Source organism: Streptomyces sp. NPDC101227 (genome assembly GCF_044767545.1).
Taxonomy (GTDB): domain Bacteria; phylum Actinomycetota; class Actinomycetes; order Streptomycetales; family Streptomycetaceae; genus Streptomyces.
On sequence record NZ_JBIWOD010000010.1, the window covers coordinates 163501 to 181007 of the forward strand.

The window sequence follows — 17507 nt, forward strand, 5'->3', positions numbered from 1 at the left end:
GTGGCCGCCTTCATGCTCATCGACGCATTGACGCATTGACGCCCTGACGCGATGCGCAGCTCAGGCCAGCGACAAAAACAGCTTCTCCAGACGGGCACGCATCTGCTCCCGGTCACCAGGCGTCTGCCCGCCCTCGGCCACGCAGTGCTGCAGTCCCGTCGCGATGATCGCGAACCCGGCCCGGTCCAGTGCCCGGGAGACCGCCGCGAGCTGCGTGATCACATCCTCGCAGTCCCGGCCCTCCTCGATCATCCTGATGATCCCCGCGATCTGCCCCTGCGCCCGTCGCAGCCGGTTGAGCACGCTCTTGAGCTCGTCCGCCGCCATCTCCAGCTCCACACTTCCTCCTCCTCAGATACCCCCTAGGGTATCCTAATTCGTTCGGGACGCCCGGACGAGGAAACGAAAGGACACCCCACGCACATGAACACCCCCGCCGCCGTCCACCCCGTCCAGGCCGTCGAGCACCTGGGCACCTACACCGTCATCGACGTGCGCACCCCCGGTGAATTCGCCGTCGGCCACCTGCCCGGCGCCCACAACATCCCCCTCGACCACCTCGGCGCCGCCCTGCCCGCCCTCAAGACGGCAGCCACCCGCCGCACGCTGCTGATGGTGTGCGCCTCCGGCAACCGTTCCGCCGCCGCCTGCGCACAGCTCGCCGACGCCGACATCCCCGCCACCACCCTCACCGGCGGCACCGCCGCCTGGATCGAGCAGGGTCACCCGGTCGACCGCGCCAACACCGCCAAGGCCTCCTGGGCCATGGAACGCCAGGTCCGCTTCGCAGCCGGCTCCCTAGTCGTCGCCGGCCTCGCGCTCGGCACTCGCTACCGGCCCGCCCGCTGGCTGTCCGCCGCCATCGGAGGTGGCCTGGTCTTCTCCGCCCTCACCAACACCTGCGGCATGGCCGCCGTGCTGGCCAAACTTCCCCACAACCAGCCCCGCACCACCGACCTCGATGCCACCCTGCGGGCCCTCGGACAGTGACCACGCCCGCCGGCGCACCCCGACTTCGCCGACCTTCGGACGGCGGCGACATTCCCCGTCCCCGTTCCCGTCCCCGCCGAGTCCGCATTCGGCGCCCGGACGAGCGGCTGACGCCTGAGGAAGCCGATCTCCGACGGCGGCTCCAGGGCTGGGTACTCCAGAGCGCCGAGACCGAGTAGGCGGTCAAGGACTCTCGGGGCAACAAAATCAAGTACTGGAGGCTTTTTGGGCTTACCTCGGCCCTCGGCGCTACCCCTGGTTCGCGGCCTCGGGCTCCTCCTTCCCCTCCGAACCGTTGGTGTGCCGGCGCAGCGTTGCGGTGGCGATGGTCAGGAAGTCCTGCGCGAGACCCGTGCAGTTGATCTCCGGTACGGCCAGGCAGGTCTCGACGGGCGGGGCGTCGGTGACGGTTAGGTAGACGAGGTCCGGACGGGAGTAGGAGCCCGCGATGCTGATCGGGACGAGCGCGATGCCTTGCCCGGAGGCGATGAGCTCGAACTTCTCCTCCAGTGAGGACGTCCGCCGCGTCCCGCCGTCGAGAAGTGGCTCACCGTCGAGGTCGGCCGACGTGAGGGCGCCGCGGCCGGCCAGCGGGTGCGTCACGGGCAGGCATGCGACCTTGGTCTCGTGACCGATGGGGACGGTGCGCAGCCCCGAGTCGTCGAAGGGGCGCCGGAGGTACCCCAGGTGCGCGCGGCCGTCGCGGAGCGGCGCGTCCCGTTCCCACCAGCGCAGCGGAAAGACATCGATGACGACCTTTGGATGGCTCACCGCGAACGCCCGGATCGCGTCCGACACGTGCAGACCCGGCGAGAAGGCGACGACGAGCCGCTGCTCACCCTGCTGGGCCTCGTGCACGCGCCGCAGCGCCACGTCCACCACCGTGGTGATCCTCGACGCCTCGTCATACAGCTGTTTCCCCGCCGGGGTCAGCTCGATGCTGCGCGTGGTCCGCGTGAACAGCGGGCACCCCAGCTCCTGCTCGAAGGCTCGGATCTGCCGGCTGAGAACCGGCTGCGCGATGAACAGCGCCTGCGCCGCCCGGCCGAAGTGCCGGTGCTCCGCCACCGCGACGAAATAGCGGAGCTTCCGCAAATCTAAATCCATGCCGTAACGGTATCAATGCGATCAGAAGGGTATTGGACCCTCGGCCGAACCACTCGGAGACTTGCAGTGTGATCGCCACACGCCCTCCGAGGCCGACACCCGACAGCCGCGTCCTGTGCCCTCCGGCAGGACCGCGCCCCGTCCTGCGGCGCTGACACCGCCGTCATTCTCGCGCGCGGCCCCGCCGAATCCTCGGACGCCACCCGTGAGCACACAGACGTCGTGCCCGGCCCACACGATGGCGCCAAGGCCCCCTCGACCACGCCATAGAGCTGCGGAGTTGCTCCCCGATGCGGCCTTCCCCAGCAAACGATCGCCGACCGACGAAGCCCGCGAACGACGCCGCGCAGCAGGCCTGACGCCCTGATCGCGAGAGGGATCACACCAGTCACACCCGCCCAGCCGGACCGCCTCACTTCTCAAGGGATCACAAGGGATCACATGGACGACACCCGCAAGACCGCCATCATCATCGGAGCCTCACGGACCCTGGGCCTCGGGCTCGTCGCCGAGTACCTTCGCCGTGACTGGGACGTCATCGGCACGGTCCGCGGCAGCCGGCGCACCGGCCTGCACGATCTGGCCGAAGCATCCGGAGGACAACTGGCCATCGAGTCACTGGAGATGACCGACTCGGAGCAGATCTCGGCACTGCGCGACCGCTTGGCACGGCGCACTTTCGACCTGCTCTTCGTCAACGCCGCCATCACACGCGGTGATATACCGATCGGTGAGATCCCGACGGACATGTTCGCCGAGGTCATGATCACCAACGCCCTCAGTCCGATGCGCGCCATAGAGGCCCTCCGCCCGCTGGTCGCGCCGGCCGGGACCATCGGCGTCATGTCCTCCGACCAGGGCAGCATCACCTTGAACACCGAAGGCGGGCAGGACCTGTACCGGGCCAGCAAGTCCGCGCTGAACCAGTTGATGCGCTGCTACGCCGCCCGCCACGCCGAGGACACGCAGACGCTGCTGCTCATGGATCCGGGCTGGGTCCGCACCGAACTCGGCGGACCCGACGCCGATCTCAGCGTGGAGGAGAGCGTTCCCGGCGTCGTGGAGACGATCGAGCGCCACCACGGGCAGCCCGGCCTCCACTTTCTTGATTACCAGGGGCAAATCGTGCCCTGGTAGACCTGGTTCGCTGGGCCGCGCTCACCCTGCCGGCGTTACTCCCGGCCGCGCGGCGGCCGGTCCAAGTCGTCGGTCGCTTGGGTCCGTACCGGTGAAGTCAGTCGCTTCGGTCGCTCCAGCTCGCTGTGGAGGTCATGCGGGCCGCTCTGTGTCGTTGGCCAGGCGGATGGTGTACCAGCAGTCAGAGCACAGATCGAGCCATCGCGGACCCGCTGTGGGGGAGTTGACGATGACGGTGGCGGTGGCCGGGTGGCCGCAGCCCAGACAGAGGTGGCCGCCGTCGCGGACCCGCCGAGTCAGGTCCGGTCCGGCCGCGTCCTCGGGGGCCGAAGGGAGCAGCGTCGGCTCGGCAGCGATCAGATGCAGCAGACCGGCCGCGGCCGCGGCGTTCACGGCGCGCCCCCCGCACGGGAACGGGCCTGCTCGCATGCGGAGCGGGCTGCGATGAAGGCGGCGTCGGCGCCGCCACGGTCGGGGCGGGCCGCGGCCATGGCCGCCTTGAGCTGGGTCAGATGCGGCGCGGCGGACGAACCTGCGGTGGTCAGGTCGAACTCGATCAGGGGCACCGGGGTGTCCGGGCGGGCGGCGGGGTCGGACATCGGGCAGGACTCCTCGGTGGTGCAGGTCAGAAATTGTGGAACAGGTTGGACCGACAGTCCGGGCAGACGCTGGTGTCGTCGTCCTCGTCGTCCTCGTCGGGTTCGTACAGCTCGCCGCACTCGGCGCACGGGACCGCGTCCTCGCTCAGGGGGCGGGCGCAGGCCAGGCACAGGGTGTGGGGGGTCTACGGGGCGGCGGCAACCAGGGCTTGCCGGAGCAGCGTGTCCATGCCGCAGCCAGCGCAGCTCCCGCTGCCCAGGCCGGGGCGTTCGAAGGCACGGAGGTAGGCGCCAGCAGCCCCAGGGCTGGCGCCAGGTCATGTGGCAGAAGCGGCAGGCCGGGGCGGGTACCCCGACCTGGACGGCGAACTGCGTCCATCCCGGGCACTCGACGACGACGTGCGCCAGCGGCTCCAGTTCCGCGCGTATCTCGTTGTAGGGAGCAGTGCTCGCGCAGCAGGCGCGCCTTGAGCAGAACCTCGGTGGCGGCCTGCAGGTGCAGCACCGCGTACTTCAGGTCCCTCGGGCTCGGTGTCTGGGCGCGGGTGAGGTGCTCGGTGACGGACAGCGGGTAGTCCACGTCGTTCTGCTCCGGCGGGAAGTGGACCTGCCGGTTGGCACGTGCGTGGCTCCGGCTGTTGTCGTCGCTAACGGTCAAGTCCTTGATCCTTGCTGACACCGGATGATTCTGACGGATCCTCGCTGCCTCGTACTCGTATTCTTCACCTGCTCCTCGCGCGTGCTCGAGGCCGACTTCAACTGCACGCAGCGCTCGGGCACGGCACCGACTCCGGTTTCGGCGCCCTCTGCGTGGGTGTCTCGAAGACTGTGCACCACTTGGTTCGAGCGCCTGGGCTGTGGTCGCATGGTGGCGATGCTCTCCAACGAACCTTCCGCAGATTCCAAGGCACAAATACCGGTGAGCCGTGCTGCCCAGGACGGCCCCGCCTCGGACAACCAGGGCCTGGACAAGCCGTCGGCCCAGGGCAGTGAAGAGCCGGACGCCTCGTCGACCCAGGGCAACACCGCCGTCACCGACAACGACACCGACTCGCGCGCCGGCGCTGACGTCGGCACCAGTACCACCGCTACCGCCACCGCCGCCGACAGCGGCACGGACTCGGCCACGGCCACTGGCGCCGACACCAGCGTCGCCGGCGCAGCCGGAGCCACACCCGCAGCCGCCGCAGGTACGGACAACACGATCACCGGCGACGAGAAGGAGCACCCGCGGGCGGCCGGGCGCAAGCCGCGTCGGATCGTGCGGAGGACCGCGAAGGTGGTCGTCGCGCTGGCCGTCGTCCTTGCCTTTCTTGCGCTCGGTGACCGGTGGGCCGTGCTCTACGCGGAGAATCTGGCGGCGCAGCAGGTGCAGAAGGCGCTGAAGCTGAACGCCGAGCCCGAGGTGCACATCGACAGCTTCCCGTTCATCGGGCAGGTTCTCGCGGGCAACATCGACCAGGTCGAGGTCGACGTCCCCGATGTGGACGCCGGGCCGGTCTCCGTCGCTCAGGTGAAGGGGACGGTGGACGACATCCGGATCGTCGGCAGCCTGCCGTCCTCGGTCAAGGGTGCGGTGCTGAGCCGGGTGCGCGGTGACATCCGGCTGGACTTCAAGGACCTGAACCGCGAAGTCGGCGCGTCGCAGATCCGTTTGGTGCCCGGCCCAGAGAAGAACACGGTGCTGGCCGGCGGCGACTTGCCAGTGGGGGACGAGCAGGCCCAGATCCGGGGACGTGCGCAGTTGCAGCGCACCGGGGACCGCGGCCTGCGCATAACCGTGCAGGACACGCGCGTGGTGGTGCCCGGCCTGCTCACGTACGTACCGGGCAAGGGCGGTGGCTTGCAGCTGACCGCACCCGTCGCCGACAAGATGGACGAGGGCGAGCTGCAACAGGCGACCGGGAAGCACGTCCTTCCGCAGCAGATGATGAAGGGCCGCGTGCTGGACACGCTCGTGGACCATCCGTCGCTGCTCAAGCCCACCGGCATCGATCCCTCGCTCATCCAGGGCCTGCGGAAGCTCCGGGAGCCGAAGGTCGCGCAGCAGATGGAGTTCTCCATGCAGCTGCCGGACAACCTGCCGGGCGATATTCGGCTGCGCGGCGTCTCCGTGACGAAGGACGGCATTCGGGCGCAGCTGACCGGCAAGGACGTACCGGTGGGCTGACACGACTGACTGACGCAGGCGCCGTTACGCGGGCGCGAACTCACCGTCTTCCAGTTCCCTCCTACGCGCCCGAACTCAACCCTGTCGAGGCTGTCTGGTCGCTGCGGTGACGCGGGTTCACGGCCAACACCGCCTTCACCCATCCCGATCGCCTCGACCGCACGGTGCGGCACGGCCTCCGCAAGATCCAGTGCCGCGCCGGTCTCCTTGACGGCTGCCTCGCCGAGACCGGACTGACCCTCCGTCCCAGATAGCGGACAGGCTGATGCCGAAGGGGATCGCCGGCGCTCGGACCACGGGTGGTACGCAGTCAGGCGTGTTTGGGCAGGGCAAGCCAGTCCTGCCAGGAGATATGACGGCCGAGGTAGCGGGGCAGACGAAACGGCCAGTCGGTGGCGATCCACTGCGGCACCAGCGCGTCCAGCGCGCGCTCCACGTCGCTGCCGAGCAGGTTGTCCACCACCCACCAGGAGATCTCGCCGTCCGCGCCGACCCGCTCCGGCGGGTCGATGTAGACGCAGCCGAGGATGGCGGTCTCCGCCGCGTCGAACAGCGCGTAGTTGAAGGACTGGTGGGCAGCTATCTCCTTCTCGTGGCGAAGGAGGTCGACCCGGTCCTCCTCGTAGGTCATCGTCTCCTTCGGCCAACCCCAGGCGGGGCCGAAGATGCCCCACAGACGCTCGCGGGAGCCCATCACGGCTGGGTAGTCGAGCTCGGTATCGGCCTCCTTGATCGGCCGCAGGTGATGTGCGCCGCCGGGCAGCGGAACGTGGACCGGGTGGACGAAGTCGTCAGGGAGCCAGCTCATAGGACCCGAGGCTACCGAACCCGCTGCGCCTGGGTACGTGATCACCCGACGTCACGTGTTCAGTTGAGTAGTACCTGGTTGAGGGCGGTGGGCGGTGGGCGGCAGGGCCTGGACTGTGGTGCGGCCGTCCGGCGGCAGGTTCAGGTTCGTCCAGATCACGAGTGCTGAGGTCATCGTCTTCGCCGCACGCTCCACGGCGAACCGGACCGCGGCTGGATCGGTGGTCCTCAGCACCGGCGGGGCGGGTCGGAGGCGGTCACCGCCCCCGGGGTGGCCGACGTGGCGGTCGGGGGCTGCGCCCCCTCCTCAGGGGCGGGTTTCACGGCCCTCTCCGGGCCAGGCCCGGCGACGTGACTTTGCTGTCTTTGCAACTGACCCCACGTCGAAGATGTGCAGATGCCTCGTGAACGAGGGGGCGTCCGTGTGCGGCAACACCCCGGGGATGATTGTCTGGCCCTGGCAATGTCACCCCGACCCGAACCGGCCCGGCCGGCAGGAGGACTCCGCATCCATGAGCAGCCCCTATGCGTACGAATACAAGGTCGTCACCTTCCGGGAGTCGTTGATCGGCGACGCGCTCGACAGCGACAAACTGGAGAAGGTCCTGAACAAGCATGCCGAGGACGGCTGGGGCCTCAAGGCCATCACCTCCGCTGACGTCAAGGGCCGCATAGGTCCCGGGGCCGTAGAGGGACTGCTGCTGACCTTCGAGCGTCCGCGCGGGTAACCGGAAACATCCGCGTCTTGCAAGTTGGAACGGGTCCCCGACCTGGGCCAACTTGCAAGACGCCAACGGCCGACCGGGTGCCGACCGGGACCGCGCGTTTCGGTTGGTCTGTGCGTGCCGTTGGCTGATGCCCAGTGGGTGCGGATCGAGCCGTTGCTCCTGGACCGGATGCCTCAGAGGGGCGGCCGGTGGCGGGATCACCGCGAGATGATCGACGCGACTGCCTTCAAGTTCCGGACCGGATCGCAGTGGGGCCGTCTGCCGGAGAAATACGGCAATCGGCAACTGGAGAGCTGTCTGCAACCGGCTAGGGGTGCGGGCCGTCGGCGGCACTTGCGAGGGCGTGTTCACCGCGCTGAGTGCCCAGGCCGACGCCGAAGCGTCACGCGGATGGGGGAGTGCGTGCGGGAGCGCAGTGTCAGTGTCAGTAGCCGCCCACAGCGATCGTGCGATCCGCTGATGTTTCGTGGGCGCAGCGGTCGGTGGCAACGGTCGCAACTGACGACGGGTGACCGAGTGCTGTGGGCGGCCCTGGCTGACGGTGGTCACAACGCGACGGGTTCGGGCGTCTCGGCTCGGTGCTGGGCGGCGGCCAGCACGGGATAGTCGGTGTATCCGGCTGCTCCGCCCGTGTACATCAGGCCCTTGTCCTGCACTGGATTGAGCGGTGCACCGATGCGCAGTCGTTCGACCAGGTCGGGGTTGGCCAGGAATGAACGGCCCAGCGATATCAGGTCGGCTCCCGCGGCCAGCAGCCGCTCGCCCTCGTGCTTGCCGCCGTCGGCGGGCAGGGGTCCGCCCCACCCCAGCACAGGGTTGGCGATCAGCGTGCCCGGCCAGGCCTTCCGGATGTCCTGGAAGAGGGGCTGATCCGGGTCGGCGAAGACGACGTGCAGATAGGCCAGGCCGGCGTCCGCCAGGGCATCGATGAGCGCCGGGTAGATGCTCTCGGTATCGCCCTCGTCGATGCCGTTGACGGTAAGTCCGGGGGCGATTCGCAGGCCCACTCGTTCAGCGCCGATCGCGTCGGCAACGGCCTGGACCACCTCGACCACGAACCGGATGCGGCCGGCCACCGAGCCCCCGTACGCGTCCGTGCGGTGGTTGGTGTTCCGAGCCATGAATTGGTGGAGGAGGTAGCCGTTGGCGGCGTGCACCTCCACTCCGGCGAAGCCCGCGTCGATGGCGTTGCGGGCGGCGTCCGCGAAGTCGGCCACGGTGGAGTGGATCTCGTCAATGGTCATCTCACGCGGGACGACGGCGTCCTGGTGTCCGCTGGGGGTGTGGATCGTTTCCGGAAGCGGGACCGGCGAGGGCGCGACCGGCGCCAGTCCGCTGTTGTCGGGGTGCCCGATCCGGCCGCCGTGCTGCAACTGCAGGAACATCCGTCCGCCTGCGGCGCGCACCGCGTCGGTAACCCGCCGCCATCCGGCCACGTGCGTCTCGCCGTAGATGGCGGGGATATTGGGGTAGGTCAGGCCCACGGCGTTCGGCGTGGAGGCCTCCGCGATGATCAGCCCCGCCGAGGCGCGCTGTGCGTAGTAGGTGGCCATGATCGATTCTGGAACGCCGTCAGCCGAAGCACGATTGCGAGTCATCGGTGCCATCACCAGGCGGTTGGGAAGGCGCAGGGCGCCGAGGCTGGCGGACTCGAACAGGCGGGACATCACTGGTGTGTTCGTCATGCCGATACGATAGAAGTTGACACCAGTGTCAGGTTCAAGTCCCGAGTTGGCGTGAGAGGTGGGGGAATGCGGATCGGTGAACTGGCTCGGCGGAGCGGCGTGAGCGACCGCTCGCTGCGCTATTACGAGACGCAGGGGCTGCTGAGGGCCGAGCGAACTCCAGGTGGCCAACGAGACTACGGCGAGTGGGCGGTCGACCGGGTCATCCGCATCCAGGCACTCTACGCAGCGGGGCTGAACAGCAAGAAGATCGCGCAGCTACTGCCCTGCATGCGTGACGCGGACGGTGCCCCGAACGATCTCACCACACCACAGCTGGTCGACGAACTCGCCGCGGAACGGGACCGCATCAATCGAATGATCACTGACCTGCTCCGCTCCCGCGACGTCTTGGACGAGGTCATCTCCACGGCCTCGGTCGGCGGGCACACCTCCGCAATCTCCCTCGCCGACACCGCTGGGGCACACCGCGGGTAGTGGTCCGGTCTGCAGAGGTCAGGCGCAACCCTTGAGTCTGCCATCAACACGTCAGTCATCAGCCTGACGTCGAGTGGTCAGCCCGCAGGCGTCTGTGCCGGTGCGATGAGTTCGTGCCGCCATCCATTGAATGTGGCCGTCACAACTGGTCACCTAACGCCGGACCAGGCCCCGCTGTGCGGGGCCGTCGCGCTTCCGTGGATGGCCCGCAAGGAGGATGGGACCGGATTTTGGCGGTAGCGGGCCGAGGGCTGCGTTCGGTGCAGACGTCTGTGCGTTCATGTGTTCGCGTGTTCGTCTAGCGGTGGTTTCGCTGGAAGGGACCGCGGCGGGGCCGCACTGTCCCGTGAAGCCGTGGTGAGCTGCTGTTAGTGCTGGTGCGCTCGCGCTTGGCAATCAGGACGGCTGGACCTCGTCGAAGAGGGCGAGGGCTTCGGCTGGGTCCGGGCTCACGAGGCGTTCCAGACCGGCTGTCGTGATTTTCGCCCACCTGCCGGCCCGTGCCCACATCTGTTCCTCGAAGCCGCGGACGGCCTCGTCCAGATCTCCGGGGCCGGTGGCGATGGACTCGGCGAGTTCGGCGCCTTCCAGCATCGCGAGATTCGCGCCCGCCCCCAGTGGGGGCATCAGGTGGGCGGCGTCGCCCAGTAGCGTCACCCCCGGGACGTGGGTCCAAGTGTGGGACACGGGCAGGACGTAGAGGGGGCGGTGGACAAAAGCGGTGCCGTGGCGGAGGAGGCCGAGGACGGGAGCGGACCAGCCGTCGAACAGAGCCAGCAGGCTCGATCGCACGGCCTCGACGTCGGCCAGGTCCAGGTTCGTGTGCCAGCCCAGCGGCGCGCGGAACTGGGCGTACGCCTTGACGTGGCCGCCGCTGTTGCGCTGGGCGACGAGAGCTCGGTTCACGCCGTACACAGCCACGGAACCGTCGCCGATCAACCGGGCGAGGTCAGGGTGGCGGGTGTCGACGTCGTCCAGGGAGGTCTCGACCGAGGTGACGCCGGTGTAGTGCGGCGTCGCCGACGAGACTGCCGGGCGGATCCGGGACCAGGCGCCGTCCGCGCCGACCACGAGGTCGAACGTCTCCTGTCGCCCGTCCGCGAAATGGACCAGGACGCCATCCCGGGTCCCCGGCACCACCTGCGTCACGCCCCGCCCCCACCGGACGTCGAGAGGGCCGAGTAGCAGGTCACGGAGCTGCCCGCGGTCGATCTCGGGATTGGCCCGGTCATCCGGACGGGGTCGCCAGTCGCGCAGGACGGTCCCGTCCGCGTCCAGGATGCGCATGGCCTGCCCCTCGGGACGAGACAGCGCCTGGAACTCCGCCAGCAGCCCCGCCTTGTCCAGCGCGCGCTGGCCCAGCCCTTCGTGCAGGTCCAGCGCGCCGCCCGGGGGACGGGCGTCGGGGGCTGGATCGCGTTCGAGGACGGTGACGGGGTAGTCATGGCGATGCAGGACGCGGGCGAAGGTGAGGCCGGCAGGACCGCTCCCGACCACTGCGATGCGGTGTCTCATGTCGATACACTGTATTTCCTCGTGACGGTGTATCGCAACGGTACGGTGTGACCATGACTGTTTGGGATCGGCCGGAGCCGCCGACTCGCCCCGTGCCGCTCGACCGGGAGCGGATCGTCGCCGCCGCCATCGCGCTGGCCGACGAGGGCGGGCTGGAGGCGGTGTCGTTGCGCAAGGTCGCCGCCCGGCTGGAGGCCGGCCCGATGCGGCTGTACGGATACATCTCCACCAAGGAGGAACTGTTCGACCTCATGGTGGACGAGGTCCACGCCGAGATTCTCCCCGAGGAGCGGCCCGGTGACTGGCGGGAGGCGCTACGCACCCTCGCCCACCGCACCAGGCAGGCCGCCCTCCGTCACGAATGGCTGGCCGACCTGCTCGGCGGCCGCCCGACCCTGGGCCCGAACGGCCTCGCCGTGGCCGAGGCCACGCTGGCCGCCCTCGACGGCCTCGCCGACATCGACACCGTCATGCGCGCCGTGGAGACCGTCAGCGCCTACTTCACCGGCGCGATCAGGCGCGAGATCGCGAACCTGCGGGCCGAGCGCGCCACGGGCCTGTCCAAGCGCGACTGGCAGCGCGCCTCCGGCCCGCATGTGACGCGAATGTTGGCCACGGGCCGCTTCCCGGCGCTGGCCAAGGCCGTGTACGACGGCACGGACGTGGACGCCGAGGCATCCTTCGCGACCGGCCTGGACTGGGTCCTCGACGCCATGGCCGCCAAACTCACCCGGCCGCCGGCGTGACGCTCAGCTTTTGCCGAATGTGAGCGAGGCGGGGGCGGTGTCCACGGGCCGTGCGGGCTTGCGCCGTCACGCTTCACTTTGGTCCGCTCGGCCATAGCCTGCTCCTTTCGTAGTTGCGTCCTTCCGGGCTTGCGTGGACGCGTAGGTGGACGGACGGGATCGTCCTGGTGATTGCTGTGGCTGTCGAAAGTAGACGGAGCGGTGGTGTCCCCACGTGTGGGCGGCTTCTGGTTCAGCGCAGGTTGCCGTGATGGGCGCGGTGAGAGGATTCCTTGATGGGGATGACCGATAGCGACAGCGAGACCACCCAGTACATCCGGTTCCAGTCGCCGCACCGGAACACGCGGGGCCACTTCACCGGCGTGTTTGGACTCATCAACACGCTGGCGCGGGAGGGGAGACTCACTGACGAACAGGAATCCTTCCGCCGCGTCAACAACAGCTGGTACGACGCCGCGTACACCGACCCTTCGACCGTTGACCCCACCGTTTACGACCATGAGATCAACCCTGGCGCCGCGGCGTGGTTCAAGCCGTCAGCCGCACATCTCATCGCGCGAGTCCCCGGCTATCTGGAGGTTCTGGCCGCCCACGGCGTCGATTGCCGGATGATGCGTTCCGTCGATCCGGGGCGGGTCATCTACGAGGACGACGTACAGGTCGTGGCCGTGCCATACGCGTAGGCTTCCGAGGCCTTCGCGTCATGACCTGCCTGCCAGGCGGGACTGTGAGGATGCTTGGTGCTCGGCACGCAGGTCTCGTCGCTGCTGCGCAGCTCATCAGTCACGAAAGTCGTTGTGAGGTACATCGGCTCGTGTGATGCGGCTGCGGCTCGGATCATGGGTGTGTGGGATGGAATTCGGCTTTCGGCGGGGCCGAGCCGGTGGATGTGCTCGAGGTGGCGCCGACGGCCCGGACGGCGGTGGCGTGGCTGCCGCCGCAGGAGCTCTGGCCGGTGATTCAGGAGATCCGCTGGGAGCATGATCCGCAGGTACGGCGGTGGCCACCGCATGTGAATCTGCTGTTCGGCTTCGTGCCGGAGGCGGAGTTCGCACGGGCTGTGCCGTTGCTGTGTGCCGGGGCGGCGCAGAGCGCGGCGTTCATGGCGCGACTGGCCGGCGTGCGGTACTTCCGGCACCGGCATTACACGACGGTGTGGCTCGATCCGGCCGCGGCGGGCCTGGGACCGTGGGCACGTCTGCACCAGGCGCTGGAGCTGCGGTTCCCACTCTGCGGCGGGCGGGGCACCCACTTCACTCCCCATCTGTCACTCGGCCGCACTCAGCAGCCCCGGGCTCTGGCCGCCGAGTGCACCGGCCGGCTCGGCACACTGCCGGCTGTGGTCGAGGAGGTGGTCCTGCTTTCACGTCGAGGCGAGGGACCCATGCGGCCCCGGGCCGTGATCACGCTGGGCACGGGCGAGGTCCGCCGACTGCCGGATGATGAGGGCGGCCAACGGCGCTGACCGTCACTTCACCGGAACGGCTTCACCGGGAGCTTCCTTGAGGCCGTCGACTTCGCATCGGGGCGACCGGCCCATGACATGGTCGTGCGCCGCGCCGCAGCTGGCCGGTCGCCCGGGCTCATGCCCAACTTGCGGGGCAGACAAGAGCGTTCGCCCAGCGATGTAGTCCGATCAGACCCGCGCCCGCGCGGGCTGAACACGCGCCCGCCCCCGCTTGCCCGAGGTGCTCAGCTCTCTCTCATGCCGATCGAAGTGAGTGGTTCTGCGTCTCGCTCGGGTGTGAGGTTGGCGCTTCGGCCCGTTGCAGTTGCAAGCTCAATCGTCGTAGACCTCGTGTCCTACGAGATGGCCCGCAGTTGTCCGTGGGAGTGTCGGCACAGTTGGTCGACGGCCTGAGCCGTCCCCTCGTCGGCAGGGAGGTGGACGACCAACTGCTGTGCTTCTTCGGTGAGTTCGAACGTCACGCGGAGCAGTCGGAGTTCACTTCCGGAGGGGTGGTTGAGCCGGAGGGCGCCACGCTGCGGCACCACGTGACGGTTCAGGCGCCGCGTGAAGTCGGGTCCGGCGAGCGGTGCGAGTTCCGCGCTGAGCCACTCGGAGTTCTCCACGGCCGGCCCCAGCCACAGGTCGAACGCCTGCTCATCGGCGACGTCGTCCCAGTCGGCGAAGAACGTCCGGGCGCGGGGGTCGGTGAAGGCGTAGCGGGTCAGATTCGGGGCGTCGGCGTCCAGCAGCCCGCTCCCGCGCATCACAGCCTCGTACGCACCGGTGTAGGCGAGGACGTCGCCCAGCCGGTTGGTCACCAGGGCAATGCCTGGTTCGAGCAGGCGGAGTGTCTGCAGGACGGAGGGCCGCACGTCGCGGGGTGGGGGAGTGGGCCGGGGGTGGGCGGAGCATTCGCCGCCGGTGATCTTCGAGAGGTAGCGCAGGTGGCTGCGTTCCGACGGGTCGAGACTGAGCGCGTCGGCGAGCGCGTTCACCACGGCCACCGAGGGGTTGCGGTCCCGGCCCTGCTCGATGCGGGTGAGGTATTCGACGCTGATGCCTGCCCTTGCGGCCAGGTCCGAGCGGCGCAGTCCCGGTGCCCGGCGGCGGCCGCGGTCCGGCAGTCCCAGCGATTCCGGCTGGATGCTGTCGCGCTTGACACGGATGAAATCCCCCAATGGCGTACCCATGCCGGGAGGATACGGCGTCGGGTCCTGGTCGCGGGGGTGCTCAGGGTAGCCCTGCGGGGGCCAGCCTGAGCACGGTCTGGTTGCGGTCGCGGCGCTGCGTGATCGTGAGGGGCATGGACAACAACAAGCACAAGCTCGTGGTGATCGTCGGGAGCGTCCGGGAAGGCCGGTTCGGCCCGGTTGTGGCGTCGTGGGTTGCCGAACAGGCCGCTGCGCACGGCGGGTTCGAGATCGAGGTCGTCGACCTGGCCGACATCGACGTCCCGCTGGCACTGCCTGCGGCACCACCGAAGTTCGCCGGCGACGATTACCCCCGGCCGGCCGGAATGGCGGCGCTGACCTCGGCACTGGAGAGCGCGGATGCGTTCGTCGTGGTCACGCCGGAGTACAACCACAGCTACCCCGCCTCGTTGAAGGCCGCCATCGACTGGCACTTCACCCAGTGGACGGCCAAGCCCGTCGCCTTCGTCAGCTACGGCGGCGCGGCGGGCGGCCGGCACGCGGCACTGCATCTGGAGAACGTACTCACCGAGCTGCACGCGGTGACCATCCGCGACGGCCTCGCCTTCGCCAACTACTTCACGACATGGGAGGACGGCCGCCCCCTCGATCCCGAAGCCGCCGGGTACGCCAAGACGCTGCTGGAGCAGCTGGCCTGGTGGGCAGGGGCACTTCGCTCGGCGCGCGCTGCGGCTCCCTATCCGGCATGAGGACGGCGACGACGATGCAGTACATACCGCTCGGGAAAACCGATCTGAAGGTCAGCCGGATCGCGCTCGGCTGCATGGGATTCGCGGATCCCACGCAGGGCGTGAATCCCTGGGCACTGGACGAGCAGGCCGCCGTGCCGATGTTCCGGCGGGCCGCCGAACTGGGCATCACTTTGTGGGACACCGCGAACGTCTACGGCGGCGGCACATCGGAGGAAATCGTCGGTCGCGCCATCAAGAAGTACACCCGGCGTGCGGACATCGTCCTCGCGACCAAGGTCGGACTCCCCGTCCACAACGGGCCCGGGGGCTCGGGCCTGTCGCGTCACGCGATCCACACACAGGTCGACGCCTCACTCGTCCGCCTGGGCACGGACTACATCGACCTTTACCAGATCCACCGGTTCGACCCGGCGACGCCTGTCAGCGAAACGATGGAGGCACTCCATGAGGTGGTGGCGGCCGGCAAGGTCCGGCACATCGGGGCCTCCTCGATGTGGGCCTGGCAGTTCGCGAAGATGCAGCACACCGCCGCGCAGCACGGTCGTACGAGCTTTGTGTCGATGCAGAACCAGTACAGCCTCGTTCAACGCGAGGACGAGCGGGAGATGTTTCCGCTGCTCGCCGACCAGGGCGTGGTCAGCCTGCCGTGGTGCCCCCTCGCCAAAGGTCGGCTGGCCCGCCCCCGCGGGCAGGTGACCCACCGCTCGGCGGGCGATACCGTCGGCCAGCGGTCTTTGCCGACGTCGATCGCCCGATCGTCGACGCCGTCGAACGCATCGCGGCCGCACGCGGGATACCCATGGCACAGGTGGCGCTCGCCTGGGTCCTCCACAACCCCGTCGTCGCCGCCCCCATCGTAGGGGCGACCCGGCCGGGCCACCTGGACGATGCGGCGGCCGCCCTTACCGTGCAACTCGACACGTCCGAACTCAAGGAACTGGAAGGCCTGTACACCCCCCGCGAGCCCAACGGTTTCTGACGACAAGGCAGAGAAGACCAAGCCGCTGCGGGACGGCACCTACGGCGGCAGGAGTACAGCTCCGTTCGTTTTCGACCGGCCCCGCTGCGCCCGCAGGACGAAGTCGAACGAACCATCAACGCCCTCAAGGGCTTCCGGGCCGTGGCGACGAGATATGACAAGAGCGCGCATGCTTCGGGGGCACGGTCATTCGGTGGCGGTGGCGGTGGCGGGCGCGTCGTCCCAGGCCAGCGAGGATATCTTCCACCCTGAGGGGGTCTGGATGAACTGCGTGGTCTTGCAGCCGGAGCCCTCGAACCACTCGCCATGGTGGAAGCCGGACTTGCGGTATGTGCTGAACCGGTGCGCGATGGATCCGAAGATCTCGGTCCGCTCGGCGACCTCCCATTCGGAGAACTCCGTCAGCGTCCCGTCCGTGAGCATCTTCTCCCGGGGCTCGATGAACGCGTCGAGATCGTAGATCACGGGCTCGTCCCCGACGTTCGCGATGATCCGGCCCTGCGGAATGAAGACGTCCCGGATGACCCCGAGGTCCGGTCCGCGGCCACCGGTGTTGTCGAAGGCGCTGAAGAGCACGCGCATCAGCCGGTCGAGCTCGGCCCGGACTCCGGCCCCGGACGCTTCCCCCACAGGCGGCCATTCTGTGGGAAGGACCGACCAGATTTCGCTGTCGTGCCGCACACCTCGGTACGGATAACGCTGTCGCAGCACGCCGTCGCGGGTCATGCCCAATCGGCGCGCGACGTCGATGCTGCGGGCGTTGCCCGCCGCGACCCACCATTCGACGCGGCTCATCCCGCGCTGCTGGAAAGCCCAGTCGATCAAGACCCGGCACGCTCGGGTCACCAGCCCCCGTCCCTCCCCGGCCCGTTCCACCCAGCAGCCGATCTCACATACCCCGGAATCGCTCTCGAAGCGGGTGAACATGACGCCTCCGACCAGCGTGTCGTCCAGCCAGATCCCGCAGATTCGGCCGCCGTCCTGGGCCAGACGGTCGGCGTAGCGCTGGAGGGTGGCCGTGGCCGAGTCGAGGTCGGAGCTGAACGTCGCCCAGGGTATCCACGGGTCCACGGAGTCCCTGGCGCGGTCGATATGGGCGAGGAACTCCTCTGCCTGCCACGGCTCCAGGGGGCGGAGTTGGGCGTGATCGTCGAGCGGCAGGGTGAACATGTGAGCCTCGCTCTCTGGGTGCGTAACAAGTGTTCGGTACGTAA

The 17507-nt window shown here is 68.8% G+C and carries 19 protein-coding genes and 2 pseudogenes; 12 read left to right on the top strand and 9 right to left on the bottom strand.

Annotated features, from left to right (window positions below):
- Nucleotides 1–60: 60 nt before the first annotated feature.
- The gene (locus ACIRPT_RS24105; RefSeq protein ID WP_403513099.1) at nt 61–339 is read right to left on the bottom strand and encodes a metal-sensitive transcriptional regulator; all 279 of its coding nucleotides are present in this window, start codon (nt 337–339) and stop codon (nt 61–63) included.
- An 84-nt stretch (nt 340–423) separates the two neighbouring features.
- On the opposite strand from ACIRPT_RS24105, the gene ACIRPT_RS24110 reads away from it, so the two are divergent.
- The gene (locus ACIRPT_RS24110; protein ID WP_403830368.1) at nt 424–990 is read left to right on the top strand and encodes a rhodanese-like domain-containing protein; all 567 of its coding nucleotides are present in this window, start codon (nt 424–426) and stop codon (nt 988–990) included.
- Between the two features lie 249 nt (nt 991–1239).
- Here ACIRPT_RS24110 and ACIRPT_RS24115 read toward each other — a convergent pair whose 3' ends face one another.
- Nucleotides 1240–2097, bottom strand: coding sequence for a LysR family transcriptional regulator (locus ACIRPT_RS24115; RefSeq protein WP_403830370.1), 858 nt, complete (start codon nt 2095–2097; stop codon nt 1240–1242).
- Between the two features lie 441 nt (nt 2098–2538).
- Here ACIRPT_RS24115 and ACIRPT_RS24120 point away from each other — a divergent pair, with 441 nt between their 5' ends.
- Entirely contained in the window at nt 2539–3234 is a 696-nt protein-coding gene (locus tag ACIRPT_RS24120; RefSeq protein WP_403830372.1) for an SDR family NAD(P)-dependent oxidoreductase, read from the top strand.
- A gap of 132 nt (nt 3235–3366) precedes the next feature.
- Here ACIRPT_RS24120 and ACIRPT_RS24125 read toward each other — a convergent pair whose 3' ends face one another.
- Complete coding sequence (locus tag ACIRPT_RS24125; RefSeq protein ID WP_403830375.1) at nt 3367–3627, bottom strand: hypothetical protein; 261 nt, start codon at nt 3625–3627, stop codon at nt 3367–3369.
- A complete protein-coding gene (locus tag ACIRPT_RS24130; protein ID WP_403830377.1) occupies nt 3624–3833 on the bottom strand; it encodes a hypothetical protein in 210 nt (69 codons plus the stop codon). The genes ACIRPT_RS24125 and ACIRPT_RS24130 overlap by 4 nt, the downstream gene beginning before the upstream one ends.
- Before the next feature lie 919 nt (nt 3834–4752).
- On the opposite strand from ACIRPT_RS24130, the gene ACIRPT_RS24135 reads away from it, so the two are divergent.
- A complete protein-coding gene (locus ACIRPT_RS24135; RefSeq protein WP_403830380.1) occupies nt 4753–6003 on the top strand; it encodes an LmeA family phospholipid-binding protein in 1251 nt (416 codons plus the stop codon).
- A gap of 310 nt (nt 6004–6313) precedes the next feature.
- Here the strand turns inward: ACIRPT_RS24135 and ACIRPT_RS24140 are convergent, their stop codons facing one another.
- Complete coding sequence (locus tag ACIRPT_RS24140) at nt 6314–6811, bottom strand: N-acetyltransferase (RefSeq protein WP_403830383.1); 498 nt, start codon at nt 6809–6811, stop codon at nt 6314–6316.
- A gap of 511 nt (nt 6812–7322) precedes the next feature.
- Between ACIRPT_RS24140 and ACIRPT_RS24145 the strand changes: the two genes are divergently transcribed.
- Nucleotides 7323–7538 carry a DUF4177 domain-containing protein gene (locus ACIRPT_RS24145; RefSeq protein ID WP_030063177.1) on the top strand — a complete coding sequence of 72 codons (216 nt, stop codon included), beginning with the start codon at nt 7323–7325 and terminating at the stop codon, nt 7536–7538.
- 114 nt (nt 7539–7652) lie between these two features.
- Nucleotides 7653–8144 (top strand): transposase, encoded by a 492-nt coding sequence (locus tag ACIRPT_RS24150; protein ID WP_403830385.1) that lies wholly within the window; start codon nt 7653–7655, stop codon nt 8142–8144.
- On the opposite strand, the gene ACIRPT_RS24155 is transcribed toward ACIRPT_RS24150, so the two are convergent.
- The gene (locus ACIRPT_RS24155) at nt 8084–9223 is read right to left on the bottom strand and encodes an alkene reductase (protein WP_403830387.1); all 1140 of its coding nucleotides are present in this window, start codon (nt 9221–9223) and stop codon (nt 8084–8086) included. The genes ACIRPT_RS24150 and ACIRPT_RS24155 overlap by 61 nt on opposite strands.
- Before the next feature lie 66 nt (nt 9224–9289).
- Here ACIRPT_RS24155 and ACIRPT_RS24160 point away from each other — a divergent pair, with 66 nt between their 5' ends.
- Nucleotides 9290–9700 (top strand): MerR family transcriptional regulator, encoded by a 411-nt coding sequence (locus tag ACIRPT_RS24160; RefSeq protein WP_403830390.1) that lies wholly within the window; start codon nt 9290–9292, stop codon nt 9698–9700.
- A 396-nt stretch (nt 9701–10096) separates the two neighbouring features.
- Here the strand turns inward: ACIRPT_RS24160 and ACIRPT_RS24165 are convergent, their stop codons facing one another.
- Nucleotides 10097–11215 carry an FAD-dependent oxidoreductase gene (locus tag ACIRPT_RS24165; RefSeq protein ID WP_403830393.1) on the bottom strand — a complete coding sequence of 373 codons (1119 nt, stop codon included), beginning with the start codon at nt 11213–11215 and terminating at the stop codon, nt 10097–10099.
- A gap of 53 nt (nt 11216–11268) precedes the next feature.
- Here ACIRPT_RS24165 and ACIRPT_RS24170 point away from each other — a divergent pair, with 53 nt between their 5' ends.
- From ACIRPT_RS24170 to ACIRPT_RS24180, 3 genes are all read left to right on the top strand, one after another.
- The gene (locus tag ACIRPT_RS24170; protein ID WP_403830395.1) at nt 11269–11961 is read left to right on the top strand and encodes a TetR/AcrR family transcriptional regulator; all 693 of its coding nucleotides are present in this window, start codon (nt 11269–11271) and stop codon (nt 11959–11961) included.
- Nucleotides 11962–12236: 275 nt separating this feature from the next.
- Nucleotides 12237–12644: a hypothetical protein gene (locus ACIRPT_RS24175; RefSeq protein ID WP_403830398.1), complete on the top strand. Its 408-nt coding sequence runs from the start codon at nt 12237–12239 to the stop codon at nt 12642–12644.
- 164 nt (nt 12645–12808) lie between these two features.
- The gene (locus tag ACIRPT_RS24180; RefSeq protein ID WP_403830401.1) at nt 12809–13426 is read left to right on the top strand and encodes a 2'-5' RNA ligase family protein; all 618 of its coding nucleotides are present in this window, start codon (nt 12809–12811) and stop codon (nt 13424–13426) included.
- Between the two features lie 338 nt (nt 13427–13764).
- Here the strand turns inward: ACIRPT_RS24180 and ACIRPT_RS24185 are convergent, their stop codons facing one another.
- Nucleotides 13765–14601 (bottom strand): helix-turn-helix domain-containing protein, encoded by an 837-nt coding sequence (locus ACIRPT_RS24185; protein WP_403830404.1) that lies wholly within the window; start codon nt 14599–14601, stop codon nt 13765–13767.
- A 113-nt stretch (nt 14602–14714) separates the two neighbouring features.
- Here ACIRPT_RS24185 and ACIRPT_RS24190 point away from each other — a divergent pair, with 113 nt between their 5' ends.
- The 3 genes and pseudogenes from ACIRPT_RS24190 to ACIRPT_RS24200 all read left to right on the top strand — a co-directional run.
- Entirely contained in the window at nt 14715–15311 is a 597-nt protein-coding gene (locus tag ACIRPT_RS24190; protein ID WP_403830406.1) for an NADPH-dependent FMN reductase, read from the top strand.
- Between the two features lie 14 nt (nt 15312–15325).
- Nucleotides 15326–16293: pseudogene (locus tag ACIRPT_RS24195) on the top strand (aldo/keto reductase).
- A 34-nt stretch (nt 16294–16327) separates the two neighbouring features.
- A pseudogene (locus tag ACIRPT_RS24200) lies at nt 16328–16545 on the top strand (hypothetical protein); the annotation flags it as partial.
- Here the strand turns inward: ACIRPT_RS24200 and ACIRPT_RS24205 are convergent.
- Nucleotides 16480–17463, bottom strand: coding sequence for a GNAT family N-acetyltransferase (locus ACIRPT_RS24205; RefSeq protein ID WP_403830408.1), 984 nt, complete (start codon nt 17461–17463; stop codon nt 16480–16482). The pseudogene ACIRPT_RS24200 and the gene ACIRPT_RS24205 sit on opposite strands and share 66 nt — an antisense overlap.
- Nucleotides 17464–17507: the final 44 nt, after the last annotated feature.